Here is a 13,193-nt window from a genome sequence, read left to right as displayed (position 1 = left end):
AACAGGCCTTATTTTTTTGCCTATTTTTATTTTTAAGTAAGTTCTTCCCGTTTTTAAGAACTAATAATAAAAACAACAATGAAAATTCTAAAATTATACCTTTTGGCCCTTGGGCTTTCCCTTACCACTGCTTGCCAATCGAACAGCAATAAAAAAATCGCCCCTACAGAAAAAGAGGGTGTAAGCGAATTGACGAGACTCACGCCCCAAGACCTTGATACATATGAAACTGCATATTTTGCAAGTGGTTGTTTTTGGTGTGTTGAAGCCATTTTTGAAAGCGTAAAGGGAGTAAAGGAAGTGGTATCGGGTTATTCTGGGGGCACGGAAAAGAATCCTACCTACGAACAAGTTGGAGGAGGGATGACAAGCCACGCCGAAGCCGTTAAAATCTATTACGACCCAAAAGTCATTTCGTTTACGGCCTTGGTCCAAGTGTTCTTTGGTTCGCACGACCCAACAACCTTAAATAGACAAGGTCCCGACAAAGGGCCGCAATACCGTTCAATTGCGTTTTATAAAAACGACAAGGAAAAGCAGGTTATCGATGGGTATATACAAGCCCTAAAAGACCAAAACGTATACGACGGCGCTCCGATAACTACTGAAGTAGTCGAGTTCACCAAGTTTTACGATGCAGAAGACTACCATCAAGATTACGAACGCAAACACCCGAACAATCCATATATCACCAATGTATCGGTACCGAGATTAAACCGCTTTAAACAGAATTTTAAAGCGTATCTAAAAGAAGATGTCCATTGATCTGAGTAATTCCATTGTTTCAGGAATCGTTTCAAATTGCCTTTGCCTGTAAGAGCTGCAAGGCTAGTAATTTTAAAAAGATTTTGTACTGATGAGATTTCGTCTTCTGTTTTTTAAGTTTATTCCATTATAAGGACGAAAGAAGTATTCCCGTGTTGCAAAAAACCCATAATTTTGCAATAATTTTAATTCGAGACACTTGAAACAAGTTACGATACAGACAGAAAACATCATCTTAATCGTATTAGATTATGGTGCTGTTATTCAAAAATTGCTAGTAAAAGATAAGGACGGAAACTATACAAATGTAGTCGTTGGCCTTGACTATCCAAGTGCCTATCCGCAGGACAAAAAATTTATGGGAGCTTGCGTTGGTCGCTATGCCGGACGAATTTCCAAGGGTGGTTTCGTCATTGACAGACAGAACTACCCATTGCACAATATAAACGGGGTTCACTTACACGGAGGAAAAACAAGTTTTGCCCAAAAGACCTGGAAATTCGAGGAAGTCAACAATGGCCCTGAACCATTCGTCAAACTATCGTATTTCAGCAAGCATCTTGAGGAAGGCTACCCTGGCAACCTAAAGGTGGTCGTGACTTATAAACTATCGGGCAACGCCTTGGTCATCGACCATCAGGCCATTACCGACCGTACCACCGTAATAAACCTCACCAACCATTCGTATTTTAAGCTCGATGACACCGATTCTCTGGCCCACTACAACCTGCAGCTTAATTGCACCCACTATACGGAAGCCACCCAAGACAAGTTACCCACAGGCCAATTTGTTCCGGTAAAAGGAAATACGTACGATTTTCTTTCTGAACGTCCCATCGGCAACACGCGATTCGACATTCCCTTTGCCATTCACCCCAAGACAAATCTGGCGGCACGGGTTTCGTCAAAAAAATCAGGCATCAGTATGACGGTCAAAACCAATCAACCGGCCCTTATCGTCTATACTCCTCCTGAATTTACGGGCATATGTTTCGAGACACAGAACTTTCCCGATGCACCGAACCAACCGAGTTTTCCGAGTGCCCTGTTAAGGCCTAACGAAAAGTACCGCAATATCTCAAAGTATGAGTTTGCTCTCATATAAAGAAAGCCCTAAGAGCAATGCTTTTAGGGCTTTCTTCGTATTACAAGGCCAATCTTATTCCTCTACCAACAAATTCAGTTCCACCGTAATATTGTCTCTCGTGGCCTTACTGTATGGGCATATTTCATGGGCCGCATTGATCAAGTCTTCCCCTTTTTGCTTATCTACCGTAGGCAACAGGCAATCTAAAGTGGCATCGATGAAAAAACCATCTTCATCCTTATTAAAACCAACAATAGCGGTTACACTAAAATCACCTAAATCGTCAACATCGTGCTCTTTGGCAACTGCCTGAAGTGCCCCTGCAAAACATGTCGCATAGGCCGCTGCAAATAGTTGTTCCGGGTTGGTAGACTTTCCATCCGTATTACCTTGGGCATCCGGCATATTTATATCTAGGTCTAGGGTGCCATCGCTACTCTTTACGTGACCTCCCCTACCTCCGGTATTCGTTGCTTCTGTTTTAAAAATAGTTTTCATTACGTAGAATTTATAATTACACCATCAATTTAAGCCATGAATTTTTATAAGAAGATTATAGGTTATTAAATTATTGTGAAAAACATCTTTACGATTAAAAAAAGAAGGGATTACACACCTTATTCGTAACTTAGGTGAACCAAGACCGAATCATGAAACTATTAAAACGCTTACTCATCGGCATTGCGTGCGTCGGGCTACTTTTCGTTTTTGTAATAGGGCCCTATATGCGTAGACAGACCAAAAAGCATAGCCCAGAAAAAACGGCAACGTACACCCAGAACGGCATAGACCTACTGGTACGTTACTCCAGCCCTGCCAAAAAAGACAGAATCATTTTTGGCGAACTTGTCCCCTATGACGAAATTTGGCGTACAGGAGCGAACGAACCCACAACTTTCACTACCTCTACCGATATACTTGTAGCGAATTACCCTTTGGCCAAAGGCACCTATTCCCTATGGACGAGACCTGGCCGCCAGAGTTGGTCGGTCATATTTAACAGTCATATTCCCGACTGGGGCGTAACGGTCTTAAGTGGAGGAAAGAAGACGACCAGAATACCTAAGCACGATGTCTTAGAGGTAGAAATACCCACAGAAGAAACAAACCTGCCAATAGAAAACCTAACGATAGATTTCGAGAGGCAGAATCAACTATTTCTCGGTATTTCATGGGATAGAACAAAAATTAAAATACCTATTTCAAAATAACTTGAAACCAATAAAAAATACAGATTCCACCCATATTTCCGATATACGGAAAAAAAGGAAAGTTGCCCTGGACCCGAAAACATTGGCCGATGCCTTACAGCAAGGCGACAAAACGGCCTTGGGCAGAGCCATTACCCTAGTCGAAAGCAACCATCAAAAACACTATGGGCAGGCCAATGCCATCATTAAACAATGCTTAAAGCATAAGAACAAGAGTATTCGCATTGGTATTACCGGTGTACCAGGTGTGGGAAAAAGTACTTTCATTGAGACCTTGGGACGGTCATTGACCTCTGCAGGGCATAAAATTGCCGTATTGACGGTCGATCCCACAAGCACGCAAAGTAAGGGCAGCATACTTGGGGACAAAACCCGTATGGAAACCTTGGCCAAAGATTCCAACGCCTTTATCCGTCCTTCGCCCTCTGGCCTCTCACTTGGTGGTGTAGCCCGAAAGACCAGGGAAAGCATCGTTCTTTGCGAAGCCGCAGGCTACCCTATTATTTTGGTGGAAACGGTAGGTGTAGGACAAAACGAAACTACCGTACACGGAATGGTAGATTTCTTCCTCTTGCTCAAATTGGCCGGTGCCGGAGACGAGCTACAGGGAATTAAACGAGGGATCGTTGAAATGGCGGATGCCATAGTCATTAACAAGGCCGATGGCGACAACCGCCAAAAAGCAGAGGCGGCCAAAGCAGAATTCAAAAACGCCCTTCAGTTGTACCCACCGAAGGAAAATGGCTGGATACCAAAGGTATTGAGTTGCTCGGCATTGAAAAACGAGGGAATCACCGAAATTTGGACAATGATAGAGCAGTATGTCAAAGACACCCGAAAGAGCGGGGCCTTTGAAGAAAAACGCAAACAACAAAACGAGAAATGGCTTTATGAAGCCATTGAAGAACGGCTAAAATCAGATTTTTTTCAGACTGGGGAGATAAACAAAAACTTAAAAAAATACACCGAAATGATCACCGCAAAAGAAATCAGTCCGTTTCAAGCGGCCGAAGAATTGATAAGCATTTTTAAAACCAGCTCTTAAATAATTCACTTAATTTGCCACAAACTTCACCTGCCCCATGAATTTGGTAACAACATCACCGCTGTCTATTGTCATCCCTGTATTTAACGAGGTCGACAATATTGCCTTACTTACGAAGAAAATACACGAGAGCCTAGAAGGTTATAACTACCAGATCATCTACGTAGACGATTTTTCATTCGACGGTACGCGAAAGGCTATTAAAAACATGAAAGATGACCGGGTCCACCTTATCAGCCTCAAAAGAAATTACGGCCAGAGCTTGGCCTTGGCGGCCGGTATCGACTACGCACAGGGCGACTATATCATTACTATGGATGGCGATCTGCAGAACGACCCGAGCGACATACCCAAAATGCTGAAATACATAACGGAAAAAGACTATGACGTGGTTACGGGTATACGTGAAGAAAGGAAAGATTCCTTCGTAAAAAAAATCCCCTCGAAAATAGCAAACTCACTCATTCGTCGTACCGCAAAACTTGATATCAAAGACAATGGTTGCGCCCTTAAAATTTTCACCAAGGAAATAGCAAAAGACCTGAACCTATATGGTGAAATGCACCGTTTCATTACCCTATTGGCCCATTTTGAAGGTGCCCGCATCAAACAGGTTCCGGTAAAACACCATGCACGGCACGCAGGAAGCTCAAAATACGGCCTAGAACGCGTTTTTAAGGTAGTAGCCGACATTATGTTACTATTGTTCATCAGAAAGTATTTTCAGCGCCCTATTCACTTCTTTGGTATTTTTGGATTTGTACTTATACTTATTGGTATTGCCATCAACATGTATCTCCTCATCGTAAAATTCGGATTCGGGGAAGATATAGGAACAAGGCCCTTGCTTACTTTTGGTATGATGTTCATACTGGCCGGCATTCAATTGTTTACCATAGGCATAGTAATGGAGCTCTTGATACGTACTTACTACGAATCACAAAAGAAACGCCCCTACAGGATAAAGAGCATTACCATAGCCGACCAAGTTCAGCCGTAATCAGCAAAAAATTATCACCGCAAGTGGATAAGATGCATTTTTTTTAGGTTGCGTTTTCGTGTCGACGGGTTTAGGAACCCCATCGTAAGCATTGATATATTGTAGTCGTTCTCGATAAATTGTTGGTCCCAATCAAGACCGGCATCCTGCACCCTTCGTAAATCCTTATCGTTTACGTATAGCCAAATATCCTTTTTCTCCTGTACGTTCTTTAAAGACGTATGCTTTACACGCTGACGGTTGTAAAAATCAAGGGCCCAAGTATTAAAGTCCGATATCCTATAAATTCGATCTACCGGAATATTCTCATCCGCCACCACTTCTGCCATACTAGACCCGGCTTGGTACAATAGCAAATTAGGGTAAAAATGAAGGTTCATCACCGAATTCAAGAGTAATGAACTATACACCGATAGGGTAATTACACGTAAAAAACGAGCTTCCCTTTTTAAACAGAAATATACAATAATGCCGCAAAGAACGATTAAAAGCCCCCATGCCAGTAGGCTTTGGAATTCAAAGACGTAAAAACAAATGAACAATACCGCCGTAAATACCACGCTCAAGACAAAGTATTGAGCTCCCAAGAAGATTGTCAAGATTTTCTTATTATCAACTTTAACCAGATCAATTATATAAGAAGCGGTCAAAACCGCAAAAAGCGGAATTACGATATTCAGGTAATGGGGCAGCTTAAACTGTGAAAAACTGGCCACCAAAAAGAATATGGCGATGGTGCCCAAGGTCATGAATTCATATTGGGGATGATAAGCGAACCTTAGTTTGAATAGCGCCTTGACCCGAGATCCGACGGCAACCACTGCAGGAATGGTCCATGGAATGAACACCCAAAGAAATGTGTGAAAAAAGAAAAAATAATCGCTAGAAGTCTTCCCCATGGCACCTCCGCTACGCTCTAGACTCTGTTCCAAAAAAATAAAACGAATGCCACTATGACCCGTTGTACCGCGAATGACTTTCTCCGGATGCATATCGAACTGATGGTAGTATGCATAGAGCATAGGGGCAATAGCCATTGCAAAAAAGCCCAGTCCTACAAGGACTTTATAACTAAGGACACGTTGCCATTTATGGGTATATGCCAAATGACATATCAAAGCCGAACCAATAACAAACAGGGCTATCTGCCCTTTTGAAGAAAAGGCAAGGCCAGCCGCAACGGCACCTATGCATATCGAGGCCAATGAACCTTTTTCTATATAGCTGGTAAACTGCCAAATGGCAAGAATGGTAAATGCCGTAAGTGCGGCATCGGTTCGTACATCTATAACAGACAGAACGATCGTTTGGGCGGTCATAAAAATCAAGGCAGCCAACCTTCCCGTATCACGGTTGTAGAGCAACGTACCAAGACCGAAACAACTATATGCCCCGAGCAAGGTTACCAATATAGCGGGAAGCCTATAGGCCCATTCATAAAAACCAAATAGCTTAAAAGAGAATGCCGATAACCAAAAATGCAAATGGGGTTTATCGAGATATTGGGAGCCCCCTTTTATCAGGTTAAGAAAATCGTTCTCTTGCACCATTCGCATAGCCATTACTGCAAATTGGGCCGAATCGGGTTCAAAAAGGGTGACAAACATTCCGGCAACGTAGACCAGAACAATCAAAACTAATAAAAACCTATATCTAAGGTCTGATATCATACGTATATTTCTCAATTGCAAATATATACAACTTTGAAAATAACCAACTAAAAAACAGCCCTATTACAGCCCCTGAAAGCACATCCAATGGAAAATGTACCCCAATATACACCCGGCTAAAAGCAACCAAAATCGCCCAAGGTATCAAGAAAACTCCTATGTAGGCGTATTTATGTTTCAGTAAAAAAGTAAAGAAAAAAGCTACCGCAAAACTATTTGCCGCATGGGCCGAAAAATACCCGAATTTACCCCCACACGAGCTTTTTACCAACCGCATAAGTCCATCTAAGCTAGGATCATGGCAAGGTCGTAGGCGCTGTACCCCATATTTGAAGAAATTCGTCAACTGATCCGTAACTAAGATCATAAGGGCTACGGTTATCAAAACTCCCAATGTTTTCTTGGCCCCTAGTTGTTTATAGGTAATAAACAATAGCACGGCATACAAGGGTATAGCACTTAACTTATGGGTAATGAACAGCCAAAAGGGATCCCAAGTAGGGCTTCCCAAATTGTTCAAAAAAAGAAAAAGCTCTTTATCTTGTTGTATAAGTTCTTGCCACATGTCATTTAGTCTTCATATCGAGAGACCTCCCGATCATAAAATTCGGTGGCCTGCTCGATCAGGTTTTTGGCTTCCGATTCAAGTTCTTTTTCATCTTCCGCCGAAAAATCCTCCAACCATTCCACCTCATCGTTCTCTAGATTGATAATAAAGCGTGGGTACTCGGTATGTACTACGAATATAGCAGTCGGATAATCGGTGTTGTCACCTAACAAAAATTTCGGGAATTCCATCTTATGAATTTACTATTAACTTTTTGGTCAAATAATTGAAGCGAAGATACAACATAACGGCCGATGCACTAAGCCCGGTAAGTAACCCTACCCATATTCCTATGCTTCCTAAATCGGTATGTAGGCCCAAGTAATAGCTAACGGGAAAACCAATGGCCCAATAGGCGATAAAGGTGATCAGTGTAGGGATCTTTACATCCTGTAATCCGCGGAGGGCACCTAGGACTACCACCTGTACCCCATCGGATATTTGAAAAAATGCCGCAACCAGCAATAATTCCGCTGCAAGAACGACTACTTCCGTATTATCGGCAATGTTCATTGCATCGTCTAAATCAAGGTACAAAGTGGGAAACCAATGTCTTCCGAGAAGAAATAGGCCTGCAAAAAGTATTTCCAACAGAAGGGTCAGCAAGAATATTGACCGTCCGATCCGGCGTAGCTCCAAAAAATTGCGTAGGCCTTTTTGGTTACCCACCCTTATCATGGCCGCTATACCAAGTCCCATTCCGAACATAAAGGTCATACTGCTCAGGTTAAGGGCGATTTGGTTGGCCGCCTGGGCGTTCTTCCCTAGTACACCACTTAGCCATATGGCCGCCGTAAAGATGGCTACCTCAAAAAACATTTGCAAGGCCGAAGGAAAGCCCAGGTTTACAATTTTTTTGATAACCTTTTTTTCTATTTTTCTAAAATTGAACCCGGTTACGTAATCGTGAAATTTCTTTTTACTCTTAAGAAGGTACCAGATATAGGCCACCATCATAAAGCGTGAGACCAAGGTACCGATAGCGGCACCTACAATACCCATTTTCGGAAAACCAAAAGACCCAAAAATCAAAAGGTAGTTTATAATTACGTTTACCACATTGGCCATAATGGTAGCGTACATGGGATATTTGGTCTGCGAGAGTCCTTCCGAAAATTGTTTGAAGGCTTGAAAAATAATGAGCGGCACCAGTGAAAAAGCTACCAAATCCAAATACGGAACGGCCAAGGCCACCACCTCTTCAGACTGCTTCATGGAGTACATCAAGGGTTTTGCCAACATTATCACCCCAAACAACATCAGGCTAAGGACCGTACACAAGACCAAGCCATGCTTTAGGGCTTTTTTGGCATTCTCCTTATTACCCGCACCATCGGCCTCGGCCACCAAAGGGGTTATGGCCGTGGAAAAACCGATACCCAAGGACATGGCTATGAACACAAAACTATTGCCCAATGAAACCGCCGCCAACTCTGCCGTACCCAATTGCCCTACCATAATGTTGTCGGCCAATTGTACGAAGGTATGCCCTAACATTCCCAAGATTACGGGTACGGAAAGCTTTATGTTATATCTAAATTCTTTAGTGTATTGCTGAAACAAAACTGTTGTCTTTAATCTGAATCAAGTACAAAACGAAGTATTTTTTCAACGGCGTCATTGTACTTGTTCACTGCGTTATTTTTATTGTGCCTGTTTGGCTTCCTCCCAAAAAACATCCATTTCGGCCAAGGTCATTTCCTTAAGCTCTTTCCCCAGTTCCTTGGCCTTTCCCTCCAAATACTGAAAACGGCCAATAAATTTTTTATTGGTACGCTCCAATGCGTTTTCCGGACTGATATTAAGAAAGCGGGCGTAATTGACCATGGCAAACATGACATCCCCAAATTCCGATTCCATTTTATCTTGGTCGTTTATTTTTACTTCCGCTTGTAATTCACCGAGTTCTTCCTGAACCTTTTCCCATACCTGTTCGGGTTTTTCCCAATCAAAACCAACCCCGGCCACCTTGTCTTGAATACGACTGGCCTTTACCAATGCGGGCAAACCTTTGGGAACACCTTCTAAAACGCTTGTTTTCCCCTTGCCTTCTTTGAGTTTGATGTTTTCCCAGTTTCGTTTTACATCTTCTTCACTGGTCACTTTTACATCTCCATAAATATGGGGGTGACGGTTGATCAACTTCTCACATATATTGTTGCAAACATCTGCGATATCGAAATCACCGGTCTCACTCCCTATTTTTGAATAAAAGACAATATGAAGCAACACATCGCCCAGCTCTTTCTTAACCTCTTCAAGGTCATTTTCGAGAATGGCATCACCAAGTTCATATGTCTCTTCAATGGTCAAGTGCCGCAAGGTTTGCATGGTCTGTTTTTTGTCCCACGGACACTGCTCACGAAGCTCGTCCATAATGGTCAGTAAACGGTCAAATGCCTGAAGTTTTTGCTCTCTCGTATTCATACCCGAAAATTTCGGTAAAAGTACAAAGACCCACCTTTTAACGTGTCGAAAATTTAGAGTATTTTAGGAGTCTTTACCAAGATTTATCCATACCCAGTTATGATCTACACCAATAGAAGAAATTTTGTAAAACGGTCGAGCCTCGGCATTACCGGAAGCCTTTTACTACCCTCCATCGGTTTTGCCATGCCTAGCGGTGAGAAATACGGGGTACAGCTCTACACCTTTCGCAACGAAATGGCCAAAGACCCTAAAGGCACCCTAGAACAAATTGCGGCCCTTGGCATAAAAAAAATAGAATCGGCGCGAAGCAAGGCGGGACTCTACTACGGCTTATCGCCAAATGAAATGAAGAATACCTGCGATAGTTTGGGCATGCAACTCTGCAGCGGCCACGTGGCTTTGGATAAGGATTTTGACGATACCATGCGGCAAGCCGTTGAATCGGGCCAAGAATATGTAATCTGCTCTTCCCTCCCGAGCAAAGGCCAAAACATCGGGAATTACAAAAAGGTAGCCGAGGCATTCAATAAGGCCGGAAAAGCCTGTAAAAAATTAGGCTTGAAATTTGGTTACCACAATCACGAATACGAATTCGAATCCGATAAAGGCGAGGTACTTTACGATGTTCTTATGGACAATACGGATCCCGACCTTGTTCATATGGAGCTAGACTTGGGCTGGGTCGTCGTTGCCGGAAAAGACCCCTTGTATTATTTTAAAAAATACCCCGGACGCTTTCCCCTATGGCATCTAAAAGACATGAACATGCACGAAAAGATAAGTACCGAATTCGGTAAGGGCGGCCTTGATATAGCCACATTGCTACAGCACAAATCAGACTCGGGCATAAAACATATTTTTATAGAACAAGAAGAATATGCCAGTACACCTATGGAAAGCATGAAGCACAACATGAAATTTCTAAAAGCACTTTAAACATGAAAAACATTAGAATACCCTCCCTTTTATCGGTCTTCGCCGTTTTGGCGCTCTCTTCCTGCAAGGCACAACTCAATACACCCAAAGGAATTATCGCCCAAGACGCCCAACTGAGCTTGGTCTCGGAGGAATATGAATTTACCGAAGGGCCTGCCGTTGACAAAAACGGCGATGTTTATTTTACCGATCAGCCCAATGACCGTATTGTCAAATGGGATGCCAGCACCAATACGGTTTCCGACTACATGAAGCCCTCAGGACGGTCTAACGGACTCTATTTTGACCATGTGGGCAACCTTTTGGCCGCTGCCGATGAAAAGAACGAATTATGGAGCATTGCCCCAGATAAGAAAGTCACCGTGCTTATAGCGGATTACGAAGGAAAAAAGCTGAACGGCCCCAATGATCTTTGGGTCGATTTAGCAGGAGGAATTTATTTTACGGATCCCTTTTACAAAAGATCTTGGTGGGAACATACGGAGCCGGAACAAACTGCCCGAAGGGTGTATTACCTCCCAAAAGGAAGCACCGTTCCAAGGATAGTTGCCAACGGATTTGAACAACCCAACGGTATTATCGGTTCGCCGGATGGCAAAACACTTTACATAGCCGATATTGGCGCGAAGAAGACCTTTGTGTATACTATTGATGCCAACGGAAACCTTTCCAATAAAAAATTATTTACCGATATGGGCTCCGATGGTATGACCTTGGATAACCGCGGCAATGTTTACCTAACCGGTAAGGGCGTTACGGTATTCAATTCAAAAGGCGAACAAATAGAACATATCGATGTACCGGAAAGCTGGACGGCCAACGTAACCTTTGGGGGTGCTGAGCAAAAAACACTTTTCATTACCGCCATGGATTCGGTCTACACCTTAGAAATGACCGTTCAAGGCGTACGGTAAACCGTAAATTTTCAAAATCAAAAAAAGCCATTTCACGAATTTGTGAAATGGCTTTTTAAATTAAGAGTAAAAGTGTATTAGGAGTAAATCAGTTCCAACCGCCGCCCAAAGCACGGTATACATTAACCACGCTGCTCATTTGTTTTTGCTTGGTCTCTATTAGTTCAACCTTGGCTTCCAAGGCATCGCGTTGGGTCAAAAGAACCTCCATATAGTCTGCCCTAGCCGACTTAAATAGTCGATTCGAAATATCGATAGAGGCCGTAAGGGCTTCTACTTCCTTCGACCTTAAATCGTAACTTTTTTCCAAATTATCGATTTTGGCCAGCTGGTTAACGACCTCAACGTAGGCGTTCAAAATAGTCTGCTCATAATTATAGACTGCCTGCAGCTGTTTGGCACTCGCTCCATAGTATGCCGCTTTTATGGCATTCCTATTGATCAAGGGGGCCGTTACATCGCCCACTACCGAATAGAGTAGGGATTCGGGTGTTTCCAATAGGTACTTGGTATTGAATGACTGAAAGCCCACACCGGCGGAAATACCCAAAGAAGGATAGAAACGGGCCTTGGCGACTTTCACATCGAGTTTTGCCGCCATCAGATCCAGTTCCGCCTGTTTAATATCGGGCCTATTGGCCAATAATTGCGACGGAAGTCCCAAATGTACCGTTTCAGGCACCAAGTCTTCGAAGCCTTGATATTCCCTTTCAATAGGTTGCGGGTAACGCCCGAGCAAAAAGTTGATCCTGTTTTCGGTCTGTACGATTTGCTGTTGCAGTTCAAACTGTAAACTCTTGGTATGCAAGACTTCGGCCTCAAACTTCTTTACCGCCAGCTCGTTTACCTTGGCGGCCGCTTTTTGAAGCTTAACAATTTCCAAAGCGTTGCTTTGAATATCAATATTCTGCTTAACGATAGCCAATTGATTGTCTAAAGCCAACAATTCATAGTATGAATCGGCAATTTCGGCAATAAGATTGGTCACCATAAAATTACGTCCTTCGATAGAAGACAAATAACGGGTAACGGCTGCTTTTTTGGCATTTCTCAATTTATGCCAAACATCGATTTCCCAACTTGCCTCGGCCCCGATCAAGAAATCTCCCAGGGGTTCGGGAAATTCTTCGCCCGGACGTATATCGGTATTGGCATCATTGGCACCTTGACTGGTATAGCGCCCGACTTTCTCTAGGCCGGCACCGGCCCGTAGGCCTACAAAGGGAAGATACTCTCCTTTCTTTTCCCTTACTTCACTCTTGGCGATAGCAATTTCCTGTAAAACAATATTCAGTTCCTGGTTATTGGCTAGGGCCGTATCTATGAGATTACGCAAATGGGGATCCTTAAAATATTCGCGCCATGTAACCGTAGCCGTATTGGTCGAATCCTGCGAACCGTTATAACTTTCCGGCACCGCGGTATTCGCCGTTTTTTGCAATACGGCGGGGCTCTTACACGATGAAAACGTAAGGGATAGACATGCTATACCCAAACCCATATATATTATTCTTTTATACATTTCTCT

At 43.1% G+C, this 13,193-nt stretch carries 14 protein-coding genes; 7 read left to right on the top strand and 7 right to left on the bottom strand.

Going from position 1 to position 13,193, the window contains the following annotated elements:
- The first annotated feature begins 78 nt into the window (after positions 1-78).
- Together msrA and ZOBGAL_RS13875 are read left to right on the top strand one after the other, a co-directional pair.
- Positions 79-765, top strand: a complete 687-nt coding sequence (gene msrA, locus ZOBGAL_RS13880; protein ID WP_013994273.1) for a peptide-methionine (S)-S-oxide reductase MsrA — start codon at positions 79-81, stop codon at positions 763-765.
- Between the two features lie 199 nt (positions 766-964).
- Positions 965-1,870: an aldose epimerase family protein gene (locus ZOBGAL_RS13875; protein ID WP_013994272.1), complete on the top strand. Its 906-nt coding sequence runs from the start codon at positions 965-967 to the stop codon at positions 1,868-1,870.
- A gap of 54 nt (positions 1,871-1,924) precedes the next feature.
- Here the strand turns inward: ZOBGAL_RS13875 and ZOBGAL_RS13870 are convergent, their stop codons facing one another.
- Positions 1,925-2,350: an organic hydroperoxide resistance protein gene (locus tag ZOBGAL_RS13870; protein ID WP_013994271.1), complete on the bottom strand. Its 426-nt coding sequence runs from the start codon at positions 2,348-2,350 to the stop codon at positions 1,925-1,927.
- A gap of 152 nt (positions 2,351-2,502) precedes the next feature.
- On the opposite strand from ZOBGAL_RS13870, the gene ZOBGAL_RS13865 reads away from it, so the two are divergent.
- The 3 genes from ZOBGAL_RS13865 to ZOBGAL_RS13855 are packed head-to-tail and all read left to right on the top strand — an operon-like array spanning position 2,503 to position 5,108.
- Positions 2,503-3,063: a DUF2911 domain-containing protein gene (locus tag ZOBGAL_RS13865; protein WP_046287499.1), complete on the top strand. Its 561-nt coding sequence runs from the start codon at positions 2,503-2,505 to the stop codon at positions 3,061-3,063.
- 1 nt (position 3,064) lies between these two features.
- Positions 3,065-4,108, top strand: coding sequence for a methylmalonyl Co-A mutase-associated GTPase MeaB (gene meaB / locus ZOBGAL_RS13860; protein WP_013994269.1), 1,044 nt, complete (start codon positions 3,065-3,067; stop codon positions 4,106-4,108).
- Positions 4,109-4,145: 37 nt separating this feature from the next.
- Positions 4,146-5,108, top strand: a complete 963-nt coding sequence (locus ZOBGAL_RS13855; RefSeq protein ID WP_013994268.1) for a glycosyltransferase family 2 protein — start codon at positions 4,146-4,148, stop codon at positions 5,106-5,108.
- Between the two features lie 14 nt (positions 5,109-5,122).
- On the opposite strand, the gene ZOBGAL_RS13850 is transcribed toward ZOBGAL_RS13855, so the two are convergent.
- The 5 genes from ZOBGAL_RS13850 to mazG form a co-directional block, all read right to left on the bottom strand.
- A complete protein-coding gene (locus ZOBGAL_RS13850; RefSeq protein ID WP_013994267.1) occupies positions 5,123-6,778 on the bottom strand; it encodes an ArnT family glycosyltransferase in 1,656 nt (551 codons plus the stop codon).
- On the bottom strand, positions 6,762-7,343 hold the full coding sequence (locus ZOBGAL_RS13845; protein ID WP_013994266.1) for a phosphatase PAP2 family protein: 582 nt from the start codon (positions 7,341-7,343) through the stop codon (positions 6,762-6,764). The genes ZOBGAL_RS13850 and ZOBGAL_RS13845 overlap by 17 nt, the downstream gene beginning before the upstream one ends.
- Before the next feature lie 5 nt (positions 7,344-7,348).
- Positions 7,349-7,576 (bottom strand): hypothetical protein, encoded by a 228-nt coding sequence (locus tag ZOBGAL_RS13840; RefSeq protein ID WP_013994265.1) that lies wholly within the window; start codon positions 7,574-7,576, stop codon positions 7,349-7,351.
- A gap of 1 nt (position 7,577) precedes the next feature.
- Positions 7,578-8,948, bottom strand: a complete 1,371-nt coding sequence (locus tag ZOBGAL_RS13835) for an MATE family efflux transporter (protein ID WP_013994264.1) — start codon at positions 8,946-8,948, stop codon at positions 7,578-7,580.
- An 81-nt stretch (positions 8,949-9,029) separates the two neighbouring features.
- Positions 9,030-9,812, bottom strand: a complete 783-nt coding sequence (mazG, locus tag ZOBGAL_RS13830) for a nucleoside triphosphate pyrophosphohydrolase (RefSeq protein ID WP_013994263.1) — start codon at positions 9,810-9,812, stop codon at positions 9,030-9,032.
- A 99-nt stretch (positions 9,813-9,911) separates the two neighbouring features.
- On the opposite strand from mazG, the gene ZOBGAL_RS13825 reads away from it, so the two are divergent.
- Together ZOBGAL_RS13825 and ZOBGAL_RS13820 are read left to right on the top strand one after the other, a co-directional pair.
- Positions 9,912-10,751 (top strand): sugar phosphate isomerase/epimerase family protein, encoded by an 840-nt coding sequence (locus tag ZOBGAL_RS13825; RefSeq protein WP_013994262.1) that lies wholly within the window; start codon positions 9,912-9,914, stop codon positions 10,749-10,751.
- 2 nt (positions 10,752-10,753) lie between these two features.
- On the top strand, positions 10,754-11,665 hold the full coding sequence (locus ZOBGAL_RS13820; RefSeq protein ID WP_013994261.1) for an SMP-30/gluconolactonase/LRE family protein: 912 nt from the start codon (positions 10,754-10,756) through the stop codon (positions 11,663-11,665).
- Between the two features lie 88 nt (positions 11,666-11,753).
- Here the strand turns inward: ZOBGAL_RS13820 and ZOBGAL_RS13815 are convergent, their stop codons facing one another.
- A complete protein-coding gene (locus ZOBGAL_RS13815) occupies positions 11,754-13,187 on the bottom strand; it encodes a TolC family protein (RefSeq protein ID WP_013994260.1) in 1,434 nt (477 codons plus the stop codon).
- Between the last annotated feature and the right edge of the window lie 6 nt (positions 13,188-13,193).

This window comes from Zobellia galactanivorans, from assembly GCF_000973105.1.
Lineage (GTDB): Bacteria > Bacteroidota > Bacteroidia > Flavobacteriales > Flavobacteriaceae > Zobellia > Zobellia galactanivorans.
This window is presented reverse-complemented; position numbering and strand designations above follow the sequence as displayed.

What these genes read in the sequence shown, in the direction of transcription:
- ZOBGAL_RS13870 (WP_013994271.1), bottom strand. Translation starts at nt 2,350, where the DNA reads ATGAAAACTATTTTTAAAACAGAAGCAACGAATACCGGAGGTAGGGGA.
- ZOBGAL_RS13865 (WP_046287499.1), top strand. Translation starts at nt 2,503, where the DNA reads ATGAAACTATTAAAACGCTTACTCATCGGCATTGCGTGCGTCGGGCTA.
- msrA (WP_013994273.1), top strand. Translation starts at nt 79, where the DNA reads ATGAAAATTCTAAAATTATACCTTTTGGCCCTTGGGCTTTCCCTTACC.
- ZOBGAL_RS13820 (WP_013994261.1), top strand. Translation starts at nt 10,754, where the DNA reads ATGAAAAACATTAGAATACCCTCCCTTTTATCGGTCTTCGCCGTTTTG.
- ZOBGAL_RS13855 (WP_013994268.1), top strand. Translation starts at nt 4,146, where the DNA reads ATGAATTTGGTAACAACATCACCGCTGTCTATTGTCATCCCTGTATTT.
- ZOBGAL_RS13850 (WP_013994267.1), bottom strand. Translation starts at nt 6,778, where the DNA reads ATGATATCAGACCTTAGATATAGGTTTTTATTAGTTTTGATTGTTCTG.
- mazG (WP_013994263.1), bottom strand. Translation starts at nt 9,812, where the DNA reads ATGAATACGAGAGAGCAAAAACTTCAGGCATTTGACCGTTTACTGACC.
- ZOBGAL_RS13815 (WP_013994260.1), bottom strand. Translation starts at nt 13,187, where the DNA reads ATGTATAAAAGAATAATATATATGGGTTTGGGTATAGCATGTCTATCC.
- ZOBGAL_RS13825 (WP_013994262.1), top strand. Translation starts at nt 9,912, where the DNA reads ATGATCTACACCAATAGAAGAAATTTTGTAAAACGGTCGAGCCTCGGC.
- ZOBGAL_RS13840 (WP_013994265.1), bottom strand. Translation starts at nt 7,576, where the DNA reads ATGGAATTCCCGAAATTTTTGTTAGGTGACAACACCGATTATCCGACT.
- ZOBGAL_RS13845 (WP_013994266.1), bottom strand. Translation starts at nt 7,343, where the DNA reads ATGTGGCAAGAACTTATACAACAAGATAAAGAGCTTTTTCTTTTTTTG.